Origin of the sequence: Paraburkholderia tropica (genome assembly GCF_914484835.1) — a bacterium.
Classification (GTDB): Bacteria; Pseudomonadota; Gammaproteobacteria; order Burkholderiales; family Burkholderiaceae; genus Paraburkholderia; species Paraburkholderia tropica_A.
The window spans coordinates 1-16,835 of the sequence record NZ_CAJZAR010000066.1; the positions used below are offsets into that span (position 1 = coordinate 1).

Genomic DNA, 16,835 nt, shown 5'->3' on the forward strand with positions numbered 1-16,835 from the left:
GGCCGCGTTCTTCCTGCAGGCGGACGGCGTGGGCGTAGGCATCGCTGTAGGATTCACCCGCCTGGACGACTTCAACCGTCGGGCCGCCGTGCGCGCGCACGGCATCGACTTTCACCTGCGGGGTGGTCACCGGTACGCAGATCACCGCCTTCACGCCGAGCCGCGCCGCCGAGAGCGCCACGCCCTGCGCGTGATTGCCCGCCGACGCGGTAATCACGCCGCGTTCGAGTTGCTCGGGCGAGAGGTGCGCCATCTTGTTGTACGCGCCGCGCAGCTTGAACGAGAAAACGGGCTGGTTGTCCTCGCGCTTGAGCAGCACCGTATTGCCGATGCGCGCGGAGAGATTCGGCGCGGGTTCTAGCTCGGTTTCGCGGGCCGCGTCATAGACGCGCGCGGTGAGGGTCAGACGAAGGTAATCGATCGGCTGCGCGGTCGATTGCCCGGTCGGCTGCGTGTGGCGTGCTTCGGCTTCGACTGCGGTTTGGCGCAAATTGGCCTGCATGACGGCTCCTGTGCTGTCTCTTGTGATACTTGTTTAGCCAGGAGGCGGAAATAAAAAACCCGCCTCGTGGGGCGGGTCGTTGTCGTTTTTGCCAGTCGTACGCTAACCCACCATTCGAGGAATGGTGCGAATAATCAGCGAAATCGGGCTTTGGCGACGGTTCATTCTGACAAGCATGGCGTAGGCGGCGGCAATTGTCAATCTATTGCTGCCCGCACGAAAATGTCTCGATAACTACGGATTACATTCATATCAATACATATCCGCACTATCTGGTTTCATGCGCTCAGGTTTGCGGGCATAAAGTCACTTTGACCCTCAACGAAACGCGCCTACGCGTGAAACATTCTAGGAATTGTCTCATATCCCTTTGATTTTGCGGCGTTTTCTGGGCGATGAAAACGATTCGCCTGTGTTTCACGGTTTCGACCCTCGCCCCTGAAAACCTCCGAAAACCAGCGCGGAAGGCCGAGAAATGCACGAGGGCAGGCGCCTGACGGCCCTGCCCTCCTCCGTGCTTTCAGCGCGAGAATTTCGATGAAACGTGCGCTCAATCGGCGGCGACCGGCTCCATCTCCGACGCCCATTCATCGATGACGGCCTTCATCCGCTCGGCCAGCCGCTGCTGATCTGCGGCCGCGATTCCTTTGAGGTTCAACTCCGCACGGCCATCGCCGAACAGCTTGAGCTCGCCGAGCGCCACGCCGTCCGGCCGGCTGAATTGCACACGCGATTGATAATGCGTGCGACGCGGGCCGACGCGTCGCGCCCCCGCCTCAGCAGACGCCGCCGCTTCGAGCTTGCGCACACTCGCCTTCCCTTCAATCACCTGCTCGAGCCAATGCTCGGCGACGCTTGCGCCCGCGCGATCGAAAATCAGCTTGATGTTGTAGGCGTGGCCCAGCCCGACATCCGGACGATTCTGCGCCATGCGTTGCAGCAGATACGGCGGCAGCGACGTCAGCGAAATGACCTTGCTGATGTGCTTCGGGTCCTCGCCCACGGCGATACCCAACTCGGTCTGATCGACATAGACGCCATCGTCGAGCAGCTTCTTCCACGCCAGAGCGTCGTCGAAAACCGTCTGCTCCTCGCGCTCCTTGTTCGCGTGATAGGCGCGCAGATAGAGATTCTGGTTGTCGAGACCCTCGCGCACATCGGCGTCGATCAGCTTGTCGCCGCGCGAGCGCGCCGCACGAATACGGCGCTCGCCGTCGACGATCACATACTTGCCGGGGAACTGCGGCAAACGCGTGACGAGAATCGGCGTGATCTGGCCTTGGCTGGCAAAGCTCTCAGCGAGTTCGTCGATCGTTTCCGCGCTATAGAACGCGCGCGGATTGTACGGATTCGAAACGACGTCATCGACGGAAATACGCGTCACGGCGTGCGTGGTCACCGTTTCGACGACCGCTGCGACCTCCACTTGTGGTTCAGCTTGTTCAACCGGAGCCGCGCCCGCGTCGCGCTGCGCGATGCCGACGACATCGCCATCGGCCAGACGCTCGCCTGCCGATGCACGCTCGACGGCCATGCCCGCGCGGACTTTGCTCGTGAAATTGAGCTTAGTTGCCATCGACCACCTCCTCTTCCTGGACGAGCGCGATGATTTCGTTGTAGACGGCGGTGATCTCGTCCCTGGCGATCTTCGTGCCGCGGACACCGCGCACGTCGAAAACCGTACGGCCGAGCGCGGCGGCCTGGCGATACAGCTCACGTTGCTTGACCGTGGCAGCGAGCACGCGGACGTTGCTCTCGGCCAGGATCGCACTCATTTGCGTATGCAGGAGTGTCTTCGAATTCGACTTATTCAGCAAAATTGCGAATTTTCCCGCTGGATTCGCGACGCGCGTACGCTCAACCAGCTCCATCATCCCTTCGCTACTCCAGATGTCGATCGGCGAGGCGTCGGTCGGGATGATCGTCGCATCGGCAACAGCGAGAACGCGAGCGGTGGTCAGATCGTTGATGTTCGGCGGGCAATCGACGATCACGACGTCGTAGTCGTTGGCCAAAGCCGCAACTTCAGGGCCGATCATCTTTTCAAGCTTATTGATACTGCCGACGCGGAATGGAAGCGGAGTTTCTGGGCCCGCTGCTGCGCACCAGCTCATGCACGATTGCTGACCGTCGGCGTCGGCGACATAGACTTTGTAGCCTTCGGCTTGAAATGCACCAGCCAGATTCATGCTGGTGGTGGTTTTGCCGACCCCACCCTTTTGGTTCGCTACGGCGATGACCAGACCCATTCGGTTCTCCATGCAAAGTTCAACGGAGGAGTGATTCCACGTGCAATCTCCACGTGGAGACTCTCCAGCAAGTCTTTTGGGAGTCTAACGGCAAGTTAAAGTAAATTCTAGCTTCTAGCCCGAAATCGTTGCCCGCTCACAACCAAAATGGCCATTTGGATAAGGGCATGAGAGGGTTTTGCTAGTTTCTTGGCGAAAGATGTCGGGATGATGTGACGTGGAGTTGAAGGTGTCGGCAGTTCTCCACGTGGAGAGATGGTCTGGAGACTTATCGGAACTTGCGGAGAGAAGTTCGCGGGAATTAAGGCAAGTCCATCTTTTGATTAAGGCATCGCGCGTAGTTAGGCGTATCAGGATTGTTGAAATCGAATTGGCGATTCAGTAGAGAGACAACGCACTGTGAAAGGAAGTCTCCACGTGGAGATCGTCTGTGATCGTGCCTTGTTTAATACGGCAAAAGGTGGCGACTAACTCTTCGCATTTGGACATTCCCGTTCGCAACATACAGCTGGAACGTTCAATCGTATGCGATGTGAACCACCGCTACCTACGGCACGATCTAAGCATATCGATAGCGCCAGTCTCCACGTGGAGATCTCCGCGCGATCTTTCGGCACTCGGACGCCATCGGCGAAACGTATGCTGCATCTCACAGATTAATGATCATGCAGCGCCATAAGACGCACCGTTTAGGTCGCAAAGATGATCAGCATCTCGCCCGCAGAAGTTGTTCACTCAGATCACTCAACTCTCCACGTTGAGAATTGCAGAAGCGCACGGACAGTCGAGGCCTAGTGGGAGTCAATACGACAACAGGGTAATGAATGCCTTGGAACGACTTCGCTGGTCTCGTGGGTTAGCCTCCGTGCCACCCTCAGACGCCCACGCGTAAATCTCCACGTGGAGATTCAACCAATCCAATCCCCACAACAAAGCAGCAGCCAACACAAAGCAAGCACAGAGCGCGGCAACACCGCCCTCGCGCTTCCACTCAGTAAAATCCCAACTATTCGGAAAATAGAGAATGTGAAATTTACCTATGTATTTTTATTGGGCAAATTTCACCAGTTTTTCTTGCTTCACCGAGGCCTTCAGTCCTCGAACGCAACCGGGGCGAACTCTTCGCCCCGGGTCGCAGATCACTCTTCGCGCGTCTTCAGCGCGAGTTCGATATCGCCCATCGCCTGCAGATCGCCGGCGGCCGGACCTTGCTGTCCGCTGAGCAGGAATTCGAGCAGATCGGTCGCCGTCGGCTGACCCCAGGTATCGAGCACGACCCAACGGAAAAAGTTCGTCGATGCCATCTTGCTCGGCACCTTCGAGGTCGAGACCTTGAGCTTGTCCATGCCGACCGTTTCGTTGTAGCGCTTGATGAGCGCCGTCTGGTCGTCGTATTCGAGCTCGTTGAAGTACGAACGCGCCTCGTTGATCTTCGCGGCGATATAACGGTCTTTCACCTGATCCTGGCTCTCGCGCGCCTTGCCCGCATCGGGCGCGGCGCCGGCAGCGACATTCGCACCCGGCAACTGATAGCCCTGCATCAGCGCCTTGCGGAAGTAGGCCGCCACGTTCGCGAGCGGCGCGGCATTCTTCTGCGCGACGCGGGCCGCCGTGTAGGCTACCGCGGTACGGATCTTTTCCTCGCCGTACTGCTTGAAGAGGCGGCGCGCTTCCGAAACCGGAATGCTGAACTTCGACATCTCGCCGATCAGCACCGTTTCGTTGGCGCGCAGCTCCTGCGACGGATCGGTTTCCGGTTTGCGCGTTACGCGAAACTGCAACGCGACGACGGAGCGCCCCACCTTGTGCTCGATCAACTCGAAGTTGTGATCCGAGATCTCGTTGACTTCCTTGATGCACGGCACAAGCACGCGGCTCTTGAACTGCTTGTAGAGCTTGTACGATTGCGCCGACGTATCCTGGCCGAGAATCAGATCGCGCAGGGTCGCGAGCGGAAAGCGCGCGGTGACGCCCACCGCCTCGTATCGCACGACGTTTTCCCAGAGCGCAAGCGAATGCGCCTTCCTGAATTGACGCGTGATCCGCATGTCGATCATCGCGTAGATTTCAGGGTTCAGCAGTTCGCCGCGAATCTGCTCCGAGAACGTATAGCGCAGCACCGAGCGCTCGAGTTCGGCGCCCGCGAGCAGGCCGGAGGCTTTCCAGATGCTGCGTTTGTCCTGCGTGAGGTAGTCCCAGTTGACCACTGTGCTGATCAAGGAGTTGATCGTTTCCTTGACGTATTCGGTGTTGTTGCTGTTCAGATCGACGTCCTGCGAAAGGGCGGAGATCGTGATCTCGAACGAGGAGCGGCCGGGCTCGAGAGAGTCCTGGCGGATCGCGTTCTTGATCAGCGAGCTGAACATCTTGCGCTGCTGGAGACTGATCGACCCGGACTTCGGTGCGATGTGAATCGCGGGGACCGCCTTGCGGAACAGATCAGGCGGCTGGCCTTGCTGGAATACGAGTGCGCCTTGTTTGTCGGCATCGCCGGCGTCGGCCTTTTTTCTTGCCATATGACCCACGTGAAAAGGGAACCTGGTCGGTTGGTAACTGTATACCAACCGACCAGGTGACTCAAGGCCGCCGTCACGTCTGTGCGAGAGCACGACATCGCGCGTCAGAAAGGTTGACAGACGCCGTCCTCAACCCGTGGGGGAGGCCGCCCGATCGTGCTCGACACGTTCCAATGAATCGAGACAAGCTCCCAAATCCGGTGACCTTTTGCGCTTAAGCCCACGTCAGGGCTCCCATATTTGAGCACCTTTAGCGCAAATGTGAGTACTTACTATCGTATAAAAGTTACCCACAGGTGCACGCCTATGGGATTTTGGCCGGAGAAGCGCAGTCAGCCGTTCCCAGCCCTCATGCAGAGGAAACGTCCCATTGACGGTAACCTTTGCCTCTCCCCATAACTGGCGACCTGAAACACCCCGAGCCAAGGGGTTTCTGGGCAATGCGAGCCGTTAGATCCACCATAACCGGCTACCTTCAATCGCTCCCATAATCGGGTACCCCAGAAAAAGCCTTGTCCGCCAGGTCAAGCGGGGTGGAGTTCCCAGAAATCGCGATGCTGGATACCTATGCAACCCGCGATTGAGGTCCACCATAGCGCGTTACCTTGAGAATCTCCCATAACCCGTGACCCAAAACGGGCATTCAGCGTCGTGAATCACGCTAGACGCAGGCCAGAAGTCCCATAAGCCGCCACCTTTGACGCTTCCCATAAATGGTGACTCGAAGGCTTTCCGGGCATTTTTCCCATACGGCGCAACCTTGCTCCCATATCCACACCCTCAAATCCCCATGCGCGGGCACCGAAATCCCATATCCACAGCCCCGAATCCCCATAGCAGGTACCGCAGTCCCCATAGTGCGCGACCTATTCGGCCGCAAACCCTTGCCAGGTAAGGCTTCCAGCTGCCTAAAGGTTTACTAAAGGTTCTAAAGCGTATTGAGTAAACACTAAAACCCGTGTCCGATAAGAGAGACGTCTCCCAAAACCGGGACCCTTTGCAAATGTAAGTGGTCACCAACTTCGCTGATCCCATGCTTGGTGACCTTGTCGCGATTGAACTGCAGACAAGCTCCCACATTCCGTTACCTTAGCGCGTTTACCTCGTTAACCACTTTCAGTATACGTATCAACTCATTGATTTTTATGGGCGTAACTGCAACGGGTCGCAGGATATGGGAGCTACGAAGCGTATGAGGTCACCGTCTATGGGACCGGTGCGGACGCCGTTTCTGCACGACTCATCGCGGTTGAACGCGCGAAAGGTCCCCGCTCCCCATATCCGGTTACCTGCGCCAGGTATCCAGATATGGGATCGCAGAAGTCAGGAGGCGAACGCCAGGAGAAGAAGAGAGAAGGCGCGACCCTCGTTACGTGGGCCACGCGTCATGAAGGTGCACTGCAACAACCCACGCGGTAACCTTGGCGGCCACCGCACCATCGGTCAGTCGACCTGAGCGGCACGGACCGGCTGCGCGGTCGCGGGAGTAGCCGCAGCGGTATGCCGGGCCGTGCAATCCTGCCGATAAAGGTCACCTAGACGCTGCTCGGCGGCTTCCAGATCGCTCGGGTAATCGTTGTCGACGGCGTGCTCGTCGTAGCCGACCAGAGAGAGGTCGTGCAGCTCCTGCATCAACTGGGCATGGGTAACTTCGTGCGTGGGCCGTGTGAACGGATAACCGCGGCATTCCTGGGGCGTCAGATGCGGGGCGGCGAAGGCACCCGCGCTCGCCGCGCCGATGAGGGGAATTAACGCGAACCTGATCAGTTGCTTCACGGCTGTCTCCTTTTGAGTAGGGATGGCGCGTCAGCATCGACTTCGGGATCGACTGCGAGATTAGCGACCGGCACGACAGCCAACGTCAACGCGAAATCCAGAATAAGCAGCCGCTCACTTCGCCATCCGCTCATCAGGATGAAACAACGTTCATGGTTTCGCGCGAGCCACGCTTTGACGGCGAGCGTTGACGAAAAGCGCCGACGACACTCCATCGCGCGAATCGATGCCCCCGCACCCAACCCACGGCCACGCCCCTCGCGTTCCTCCGCATTGACAAACTGACAGCTACGCGTCAACCGCTGGTAAGAACATGACCCCCTCTTCATGGTCTTGATGCCGTTGCGCCGTGAGCGCCCCACTATCATGGCCGGGCACGCGCGCAACCGTCCCGATCGGACAGTCGGCGCGACGATCGAATGTCGTCGGCGGAACACGCCATCGGGGAGGTCACCATGTCAGTCAGCGAATTCACGCTGCCATCGCGTGCCGGGTGCGCCGCAGGCAGTGGACGCGGCGTACGCGGCGCGGCGCGGCACGCACCGGCGCGAGGCGCGCGATGAACCTCTCCGACTGGAACTGGGTCGCGGGCCGCCCGGGCGCGTTCGTGCCGCAAGCGCCGCGCACGGGCGCGGCCCAGGCCGCCATCGGTCACGACCGCTGGCAGACCACCACCTTCCGCTGGTTCGCCGCCTACGCCGCGATCTTCTCGGTGTCGTTCATGGTGCTGCTCGGCTTCATCGAGTTCTCGGTCACGCGCGCGATGATCCGCGAGACCGACACCGGCCTGCGCTGGCAACTGCGCTACTTCGATTCGCGCGGCGACGACGCGCTCGCCGCCGCCATCGACGCCCGCCTGCACCGCGAAAACCAGCGCCAGAACTTCTATGGTCTGTTCGCGCCCGACGGCCGCTGGCTCGCGGGCGACATCCACAGCCTGCCCGCCGGGCTGACGCTCGATCCCTGGGGCCGCTCGCACGAGCACGCGCGCGGCCAGACCGTGCGCCTCGACACCGGCATGGCCGTCCCCGCCCTGCGCGCGATGGGCGAAGTGCGGGCGGACGGCGCGCGCATCGTCGTGGCGCGCTCGCTGACCGACGTCCACCACGTCCACGACGAACTGCTGAAGGCGCTGTTCGGCGGCGGCCTGCTCTGCCTGTGCGGCAGCCTCTGCGCGGGCCTGTTGCTGAGCATGCGGCAGATCCGGCGCGTCGCGGAGATCCGCCGCGCGACCGGGCGCATCGCGGGCGGCGAACTGGGCGAGCGCCTGCCCGTCGCGGGCCGCGACGAGCTCGACATGCTCGCCGACCTCGTCAACCGCATGCTCGATGAAGTCGAGCGCCTGATGGCCGAAGTCAAGAGCGCCTGTGACGGCATCGCGCACGACCTGCGCACGCCGCTCACGCGGCTGCGGCTGCGCCTCTCGCACGCGGCCGAGTCGATGCAGCGGCGCGGCGAACCGGCCATCGCGAACGTGCTCGTCGAGGCGCGCAACGAGGCCGACACGGTGCTCGAGCGCTTCGCGGCGCTGCTGCGCATTTCGGAGATCGGCGCGATCAAGCGGCGCAGCGGCTTCGCGCAGGTGGCGCTGCCCGCGCTCGTCGACGAACTCTGCGATCTGTATGCGCCGCTCGCCGAGGAGAAGGCCGTCGAGCTGCGCATCGCCGTGGCCGAGGTTGCGCCGATCCACGCCGACCGCGCGCTGCTGTTCGAAGCCTTCAGCAATCTGCTCGACAACGCGATCAAGTTCGCGCCGCGCGGCGGCGTGGTCGGCGTGACGCTGCGCGCGCGTCACGGCGGCCCGCGCTTCAGCGTCACCGACAACGGCCCCGGCATCGCGCCCGGCGAGCGCGACGCGGTGCTGGGCCGCTATTACCGCAGCGAAGCCGCGCGCCACGTGCCGGGCACCGGCCTCGGGCTCGGCATCGTCGCCGCGGTGATGCGTCTGCACGACTTCCGTCTGTCGATCGACGATGCCGATCCGCAGGCGCTCAGCGCCTCCACCGCGACGGTGACATCGACGACGACATCGACCACGACGTCGACCATCACGCCAGCCGCAAGCGAACCCGCAAGCGCACCCGCCTGCGCCGCCTCCGCGATGCCAACCGGCACCGCCACTCCCCCGACCGCAACGACAACCCCGGGCACCACGGTCGCCATCGACTGCTGGCCGTTTCACGGCTGGCCCAATACGCGTTATCAATGAGAGTTCTGCTGTGCTCCTCCTCCGACGCGGAGCGGGGCTATCTATACAAGGCGCTGAGCGAAAGCCTCAACAGCGTCGAGGTTGCCGACAACCTCTACTACGCCGTCTATCTCGCCTCGCACGAGCCGTTCGACACGGTGATCCTCTGCGCGGCCAGCGTGAACGCGCCCGAGGGCCTGCACGACGCGCTCGCCTCGTTCACGCGCCTGCCCGATGCGCCGGCCGTGGTGATCGCGCTCACGCGCGGCACGCCCGCCGATTGCGCGCGTCTCCTGCGCGCGGGCGCCGACGCCTGTTTCGTGCAGCCCTGGTCGATCCTCGAAATCCAGGAACGCATGCTCGCGCTGCGCCGCACCGCGCTCGCGCAGGCCGGGCCGTGCGCGGCGCGGCTCGATCCGCTCACGCGCGATCTGGTCGAGGACGAACGGCGCATCTCGCTGACCACGCGCGAATATCTGCTGGTCGAGTGCCTGCTGCGCCACGCCAACGCGCCCGTCGCGCGCGAGCAGCTGATCCGCTACGCGTGGCCGGAAAAGGGCGACGTCGAGCCGTCGAGCGTCAATCTGGTGGTCTCGCGGCTGCGCCGCAAGCTCATCACGCACGGCGCGCGCACGCAGATCGAGACGATCAACCGCTTCGGTTATCAGCTCGATCTGCGCGGTGCGCCCGCGCGCGCGAGTCAGTAAGACAGTCAGGAAATCGAAAGCCGGCGCGGGCCTGTCCGCCCCCGCCGCCACTGTTTCGCTGTTTGCAAACTTAAATTTAATTTAATGAAAGCCGGCGCGGCACGGCGGCCTCACGACGGTAAACTTGCATTTCGAGAGAGGCTGCGCGAGGGCGCGCGGCGGAGTGCGAGGACATGAGTCAGGTGCGTGTATTGACGGTGGAAGACGATGCCGTCACAGCGAATGAAATCGTCAGTGAACTGACACAACGGGGCTTTGCCGTCGATTGGGTCGACAACGGCCGCGACGGCATGGCGCGCGCGATGAGCGACGAATACGACGCCATCACGCTCGACCGCATGCTGCCGGGCGTCGACGGCCTGTCGATACTCACGGCGATGCGCACGGTCGGCATCCAGACGCCGGTGCTGATGCTCAGCGCGCTCGGCGACGTCGACGAACGCGTGCGCGGACTGCGCGCGGGCGGCGACGACTATCTGACCAAGCCCTTCGATCCCGAGGAGCTCACGGCGCGCCTCGAAGTGCTGCTGCGCCGCCGCCAGGCCGCGACGGTGGCGCGCGAGACCGCGCTGCGCGTCGGGCCGCTCGAACTCGACCTCATCTCGCGCAAGGTGCGCCGCGATGGCGAAGAAGTCGCGCTGCTGCCCACCGAATACCGCGTGCTCGAATTCATGATGCGCCACGCGGGCAAGACCATCACGCGCACCATGCTGTTCGAGGCCGTGTGGGGCTATCACTTCGATCCGGGCACCAACCTGATCGACGTCCACATGGGCCGTCTGCGCAAGAAAATCGATCCGCCGGGCGTGCCGCCGCTCATCCAGACGGTGCGCGGCTCCGGCTACATTCTCGGATAATCCCGCGTGCCCAGCCGTCCCTCCCCTGCCGCCGCGCCCGCCTTGCCGCGCCGGCGCTGGCACACCACCACGTTCCGCTGGCTGTGCGCCTACACCGCGTTGTTCGGCGTGTTTCTCACGCTGCTCGTCGGCTTCATCGCGTGGAGCGCGACCAGTTCGATCGAACGCGATACCGACTCGATCATGAGCTGGCAGCTCATCTACTTCGATTCGATTCCCGACGCGCAACTGCCCGACGCGATCTATCAGCGCCTCGAGCACGAACGCATGCACGTGAACTACTACGGCCTCTTCACCGCCGATGGCCGCTACGTCGCCGGCGACCTGCTCGAAGTGCCGCCGAACATCACCTACGACCGCGTGGGCTGCACGCTCAAGCACACGCTCAAGCTGCGCGACCGCAAGCAGTCGCCGATCGTGCGCGCGATGGGTGAAATCCGCCCGAACGGCATGCGCCTCGTGGTCACGCGCGACATGACCAACGTGCTGGAGATCCGCGAATTCGTGGTGCGCACGCTCGTCGTGGGCGCGGTGCTCGCGCTGCTCGGCGCGGCCGCGGGCGGCCTCGTGCTCGGCATGCGCCAGATCCGCCGCGTGCGCGAAATGCGCCGCGTCACGCAATGCATCGCGCGCGGCGATCTCGACCAGCGCCTGCCCGTGGGCGGCGACGACGAACTCGACATGCTCTCGCACCTCGTCAATCACATGCTCGACGAAATCGAGCGTTTGATGAGCGAGGTAAAGGGCGCGTGCGACGGCATCGCGCACGATCTGCGCACGCCGCTCGTGCATCTGCATACGCTGCTCGCGCGCATCGCCGAACGCGAGAGCCTGCGCGCCGACGAAGAAGGCGCCGACATGCTCGATCGCGCGCGCAGCGAAACCGGCCAGCTGCTCGAACGTTTCCGCGCGATGCTGCGCATCTCCGAGATCGGCACGCTGCACCGGCGCGGCGGTTTCGCGACCGTCGATCTGCAATCGCTGGTGCACGAACTGGCGGAGCTGTACGAGCCGCTCGCGGAAAGCCGCGAGGTCGAATGGCGCGTGAGCGCGGAAACGGTGAGCGAGATTCACGGCGACCGCGCACTGCTGTTCGAGGCGTTCAGCAATCTCATCGACAACGCGATCAAGTTCGCGCCGGAAGGCGGCATCGTCAGCGTGACGCTGCGCGCGACGCCGCTCGGTCCGCTGCTCGAAGTCGCCGACAACGGTCCCGGCATCGCGCCCGCCGAACGCGCCGCCGTGCTGCAGCGTTTTTATCGCGGCGATGCCGTGCGCCATATCGCCGGTTCGGGCCTCGGCCTGAGCGTGGTGGCCGCCGTGATGCGCGTGCACGATTTCACGCTGCGCATCGACGACGCGCCCGAGTTCCCCCCGGCAACCGATGCCGTCGATGCGTCCGATGCAAGCGCGCGCACACACGAAGGCGCGCAAGCCAGCACATCGCAAAGCGCACCGCAAAGCGCGGCGCAACGACCGGGCGGCCCCGGCGTGCGCATGAGCGTCGAATGCTGGCCGCGCGCGCTCACCTGACCGTCGTCACCCTCTAGAAGAAACCATGCGCATTCTGCTCATTTCGCCGAGCCACGCCGAAGGCGCCTGGCTGCAAAAGGCCCTGCAGGAAAGCGCGCACAGTCTGCAACGCGCGGAAGAACTGCGCGACGGCCTGTACGTCGCGGGCGAGGAACCGTTCGACGCCGTGATCGCCGTCGCGCTCGAACGCGCGCTGCTGCCCGAATTGCACACGCTCCTGCCCTCGCTCGCGAAGGTGACGAACGGCGCGACGATCATCGCCGTGCTCGGCATCGAGGCGAGCGCGCACGACCGCTCGCAACTGCTGCGCGCGGGCGCCGATGCGTGCTTTCGCTATCCGTTCTCATTCATCGAGATGCACGAGCGCATGCTCGCGCTGCTGCGCATCGGACCCGCGCTCGCGGTCTCCCCGGCGGCCGACAGCGCGGCGACCGCGCCGCTGCTCGACGCGAGCACGCGCGAGATCGTCGAAGGCGCGCGCCGCGCCGAACTCACGCGGCGCGAATATCTGCTGATCGAATGTCTGCTGCGCCAGGCCAACATGCCGGTGCCGCGCGATCAGATGATCCGCTACGCGTGGCCCGAGAAAGACGATATCGATCCGTCGACCGTGAACCTCGTCGTCTCGCGACTGCGCCGCAAGCTCGAACGCGAGGCGATCGAAGTGCGCATCGAAACCATCAGCCGCTACGGCTATCAGCTCACGCTGCCGGGCGCGAACGACGCGCGCGCCTGAGATCGAAACCGGCCTCGCGCCGCAAAAGCGCAAGGTAACCATTTGTGGGAACTGAGGTCACATGCACGCGCTGCGCCGTGCACCTGTGTACCGAAAAAAAGAAACGGCACGCGAAGCTCGCGTGCCGTTTGCGTTTGGGCCGATGCGCGCGAAAACACCGCGCAGCAAGGGCTCAATGTGCGTAGAGCGTCGAATTGAGATACGCGAGCTGACCGTCCTGCTCGGCTTGCACGAGTTCGTGATAAACCTCGGCGCGGGTCTTCTGATGCACCGGTTCACCATACGGCGCTACCCAACCGCCGGCTTGCGCGGCGGGTGCGGTGCTGGTGGCGGCGACCTGAGTGGCGGCGGCCTGCGTTTGCGGCTGGGAAGCGGCGGGGTTCGTGGTCTGTGCGAAAGCGGACGTGGTGACGACGACACCGGCGAGCGCAGCAACGATCATGAGCGATTTCATGGGACTATCCTCCAGAGAACGTATTTGATTGGCCGGTAAGCGAATGCGATGGCTTGCATCCCGGTAGAGAGAGAATAGTTAGGTCAGCCTATCGAACCCGATGCAGCAATATGAAAGAATGTTCATCGGCGCGCGAGGAATCGTTGAGAATTGCGACGTCGAAACGGCAGCCATGCGCGATGCTTAGTCCTGTGGCTGATTTGAATCGCAAAACTCAATCGTTCTGAATCGGCGTAGCGCTTCGTAGAATCGATCGGACCTTTCAATCCGATGCCGATCCCATGAGCACACGCCGCGATTTCCTCAAACTCTCGCTGGGCACCGCCGCGACGGCGCTGCCCGTTTTCGGCACCTTCCTTGGCCCTTTCACCGCCTCGCGCGCGTTGGCGGCGAGCGGGTCGCGCACGCTGCGCATTGGTAACCAGAAGGGCGCGCTGAGCATCCTGAAGGGCCGCGGCACGCTCGAAACGCGGCTCGCGCCGCTCGGCGTTTCGGTCACGTGGACCGAGTTCAACGCGGGCCCGGTGCAGCTCGAAGCGCTCAACGTGGGCTCGATCGATTTCGGCGATGTCGGCGACGCGCCGCCGATCTTCGCGCAGGCCGCGGGCGCGCCGCTCGCCTACGTGGCGGCCACGCTGCCGCGTTCGCAATCGGAAGCCGTGCTGGTGCCGCGCGATTCGACGCTGCGCACGGTCGCCGACCTGAAAGGCAAGCGCGTGGCCTTCAACAAGGGCAGCAACGTGCACTATTTCCTCGTGCAGCTGCTGCGCAAGCACGGCCTCGATTACCGCGACGTGCGCCCCGTGTTTCTCGCGCCCGCCGACGCGCGCGCGGCTTTCGAAAACGGCTCGATCGACGCGTGGGTGATCTGGGACCCGTTCTATGCGGCGGCGCAGGCGACGCTCGGCGCGCGCGTGCTCGCCGACGCGAGCGGCGTGGTCGGCAATCGCGGCTACTATTTTTCGTCGCTCGATTATGCGAAGCGCAATCCCGATGTGATCCGCGTGCTGATCGACGAAATCGCCAAGGCCGACGAATGGGGCAAGAACCATCGCAGCGAGTACGCGGGCGAACTGGCGAAACTCTGGGGCCTGCCCGCGCCCATCGTCGAGCAGGCTGTCGCGCGCACGCAGTTCGGCACGGTGCCGATCACGAAGGCGATTCTCGGCGAGCAGCAAAAGATCGCCGATACGTTTCTCGAACTCGGCCTCGTGCCCAAGCGCATCGACGTGTACGAGGCGGCGGCGCCTGGTGTGGCGTGACCCCGTTCGCTACGCACCGCTCGCCGCAAAGAAAAAGCGCCGCATGATTCGCGGCGCTTTTTTTATCGGCGCAAAGGCACCGATATGCGACTACCCGAGCGTTTGCCCGAACCACTACCCGCGCGACTTCTCCAGCGTGATCGTCTCGAACAGTTCGTAGTTCGGCGTGGGCGTCTGGTCCGCGCCCGGCGCGTGATAGTAGTTCATCGTGATGGTGGTCTTGCCGCCATGCGCGCCCGGGTCGACGTCGAACACCGCGATCCCATAACCGGTACCCGTATCGCGCTGCGCCGACCAGATGGCGTCCTCGACCGCGTCGGCGCCAGGGCGCACGAAGGTGCCCGCCGTCGCGCCCGGCACTGGACGATTGGGCTTCGTGAAGATCTGCGCCTGCGGCAGGCCGTTGCCCGCATCGACGCCGTAGACGTCGAGCGGCGCGCTGGTGCCGCCGCCGCCGAGTATCAGGTGGATCGTGCCGTGACGCGTGTCGAACGTGTTGGCCGCCGATTGCGCGTGCGTGACGGGCTTCGGCTGCAGCGTGTCGACGGGCGCGCCCGTCTTTGCGTCGGTGCCCGCGTGATGGTTGCAGCCGCGTACCGGATAGCTGCGCTCGTAGTCGTGATCGTGGCCGCAGACCACGAGATCCACGCCGTAACGATCGAACAGCGGCAGCCACGCCTCGCGGATGCCCTTGTCCGAGCCGTTGCCCGTCTTCGACGAACTGAGCGCGTCCTGATGCATCTGCACCACGATCCAGTCGATGTCGTCGTCGTGCGCGGCATCGCTGAGCGTGCGTTCGAGCCAGCGCGTCTGCTCGCCGTTGCTGTAGCCGCGCACGTAGAACGAGGTGCCGGGCGCGACGGGCGCGTTGCCCGTGCTCGCGGCGGGCACGAGCGGCGCGGGGCCGGCGACGAACGCGGCGGCGTCCTGATAGACCACGTCGTCGGCGTCGAGCGAAATGAACAGCACGTTGCTCACGCGGAAGCGATACCAGCGGCCCGCGAAGCGCGAGCCGTTGTCGGGCAGCGTGTAGCGCGCGAGGTAGGAGTCGAGCCCTTGCGCGCCGTTGTAGAACTCGATTTCGTGATTGCCGGGGCAGGGCATCCACGGACGGTTCGACGCCGAGGTCTGCGCGTTGTTGCCGAAGTCGCGCCACACCTCGGTCTGATGCGCGGGGTTCAGGTTCGCGTAGCAGAGGTCGCCGTTGAGCAGGTGAAAGAGCGGCTGGAAGCGCTCGACGGCTTCCACCGCGAAGCGGCTTTGCGGCGACGAGAGCACCCAGCCCGTGTTCGGCGTGGCGAGGTCGCCGTAGCTCGTGAAGCGGAACGGCTTGCGGCCGTGCGGCGCGGTCGTGAAGGTCGCGTTGAACGGGCTGCTCGCGTGGCTGTCGTTGTCGGCGGTGACTTCGTAGCGATAGGTCGTGTCGGCGTGCAGACCGCGCAGGCGCGCGTGATACGTGAACACGACGACGCCCGTGAGGCCGTCGGTGTAGGTGCGCTGGAGCGCGTCGACGGTTTCGCGGCGGCTGCGGTCCGCGCCATAGCTCACGCGCGGGCGCGTGGCCGCCGCGAGCGAGGCCCACGAGATCACGACTTCGTTCGTCGGGTCCGCGCCCCAGGTCAGGTGGATCTGCTCGGGCGTGCCGTCGGGCGTGGCCGTGTCGGCGCGCGCGACGCCCGCGAGCGCCGCGGCCGCGCCTGCCGCACTCGCGAAGCCGGACGCGCCCGCGAGCTTGAGGAAGCCGCGCCGCGAGACGTTCGCGGCGCTGTCTGCGCTGAGGTTGTTCGTGTTGCTGGTGTTGCCGATGCTGCCGGTGTTCTCGGTGTCGGGACTATTTTTCTTCGTCATCTGCCATCGCCTCGTGAATGGAGCGCCGAAGCGAGCGCTGCCGTGCGAAAAATGCGCGGCGGATCGTGCACGCTTCGTCGCAAGCTTCGTGGAGTGTCGGCGAAACGATGGCTTCCTTACATGACCGCGCGATGACATCGGCGGCCGAAGCGGCGCGGCGGCTCGCGAATCTTCAACGAAATGATCAACGAAAAAGCGGCGCACGCG

13 protein-coding genes are annotated in these 16,835 nt (G+C 63.6%); 6 read left to right on the top strand and 7 right to left on the bottom strand.

The annotated features are described in order from the left end of the window. The 5 genes from LDO54_RS23825 to LDO54_RS23845 form a co-directional block, all read right to left on the bottom strand. On the bottom strand, window positions 1-502 hold a 502-nt coding region (locus LDO54_RS23825; protein ID WP_224013135.1), incomplete at its 3' end, for a pyridoxal-phosphate dependent enzyme. A gap of 550 nt (window positions 503-1,052) precedes the next feature. After that, window positions 1,053-2,078 (bottom strand): ParB/RepB/Spo0J family partition protein, encoded by a 1,026-nt coding sequence (locus LDO54_RS23830; protein ID WP_224013136.1) that lies wholly within the window; start codon window positions 2,076-2,078, stop codon window positions 1,053-1,055. Next, window positions 2,068-2,751: a ParA family partition ATPase gene (parA, locus tag LDO54_RS23835; RefSeq protein ID WP_224013137.1), complete on the bottom strand. Its 684-nt coding sequence runs from the start codon at window positions 2,749-2,751 to the stop codon at window positions 2,068-2,070. The genes LDO54_RS23830 and parA overlap by 11 nt, the downstream gene beginning before the upstream one ends. 1,139 nt (window positions 2,752-3,890) lie before the next feature. Beyond that, a complete protein-coding gene (locus LDO54_RS23840; RefSeq protein ID WP_224013138.1) occupies window positions 3,891-5,267 on the bottom strand; it encodes a replication initiation protein in 1,377 nt (458 codons plus the stop codon). Window positions 5,268-6,710: 1,443 nt separating this feature from the next. After that, window positions 6,711-7,043, bottom strand: a complete 333-nt coding sequence (locus LDO54_RS23845; RefSeq protein WP_224013139.1) for a DUF4148 domain-containing protein — start codon at window positions 7,041-7,043, stop codon at window positions 6,711-6,713. 559 nt (window positions 7,044-7,602) lie between these two features. Between LDO54_RS23845 and LDO54_RS23850 the strand changes: the two genes are divergently transcribed. From LDO54_RS23850 to LDO54_RS23870, 5 genes are all read left to right on the top strand, one after another. Further along, window positions 7,603-9,252, top strand: a complete 1,650-nt coding sequence (locus tag LDO54_RS23850; RefSeq protein WP_224013140.1) for a sensor histidine kinase — start codon at window positions 7,603-7,605, stop codon at window positions 9,250-9,252. Next, window positions 9,249-9,938, top strand: a complete 690-nt coding sequence (locus LDO54_RS23855; RefSeq protein ID WP_224013141.1) for a response regulator transcription factor — start codon at window positions 9,249-9,251, stop codon at window positions 9,936-9,938. Before LDO54_RS23850 ends, LDO54_RS23855 begins: the two co-directional genes overlap by 4 nt. Before the next feature lie 182 nt (window positions 9,939-10,120). Then, entirely contained in the window at window positions 10,121-10,795 is a 675-nt protein-coding gene (locus tag LDO54_RS23860) for a response regulator transcription factor (protein WP_224013155.1), read from the top strand. Window positions 10,796-10,801: 6 nt separating this feature from the next. Then, window positions 10,802-12,328, top strand: a complete 1,527-nt coding sequence (locus LDO54_RS23865; protein ID WP_224013142.1) for a sensor histidine kinase — start codon at window positions 10,802-10,804, stop codon at window positions 12,326-12,328. Window positions 12,329-12,353: 25 nt separating this feature from the next. Next, window positions 12,354-13,064 (top strand): response regulator transcription factor, encoded by a 711-nt coding sequence (locus LDO54_RS23870; protein ID WP_224013143.1) that lies wholly within the window; start codon window positions 12,354-12,356, stop codon window positions 13,062-13,064. 172 nt (window positions 13,065-13,236) lie between these two features. On the opposite strand, the gene LDO54_RS23875 is transcribed toward LDO54_RS23870, so the two are convergent. Then, window positions 13,237-13,518, bottom strand: a complete 282-nt coding sequence (locus LDO54_RS23875) for a DUF4148 domain-containing protein (protein ID WP_224013144.1) — start codon at window positions 13,516-13,518, stop codon at window positions 13,237-13,239. 281 nt (window positions 13,519-13,799) lie between these two features. Here LDO54_RS23875 and LDO54_RS23880 point away from each other — a divergent pair, with 281 nt between their 5' ends. Beyond that, window positions 13,800-14,780 (top strand): sulfonate ABC transporter substrate-binding protein, encoded by a 981-nt coding sequence (locus LDO54_RS23880; RefSeq protein ID WP_224013145.1) that lies wholly within the window; start codon window positions 13,800-13,802, stop codon window positions 14,778-14,780. A gap of 114 nt (window positions 14,781-14,894) precedes the next feature. On the opposite strand, the gene LDO54_RS23885 is transcribed toward LDO54_RS23880, so the two are convergent. Beyond that, window positions 14,895-16,586 carry a purple acid phosphatase family protein gene (locus tag LDO54_RS23885; RefSeq protein WP_436975667.1) on the bottom strand — a complete coding sequence of 564 codons (1,692 nt, stop codon included), beginning with the start codon at window positions 16,584-16,586 and terminating at the stop codon, window positions 14,895-14,897. Window positions 16,587-16,835 lie beyond the last annotated feature (249 nt).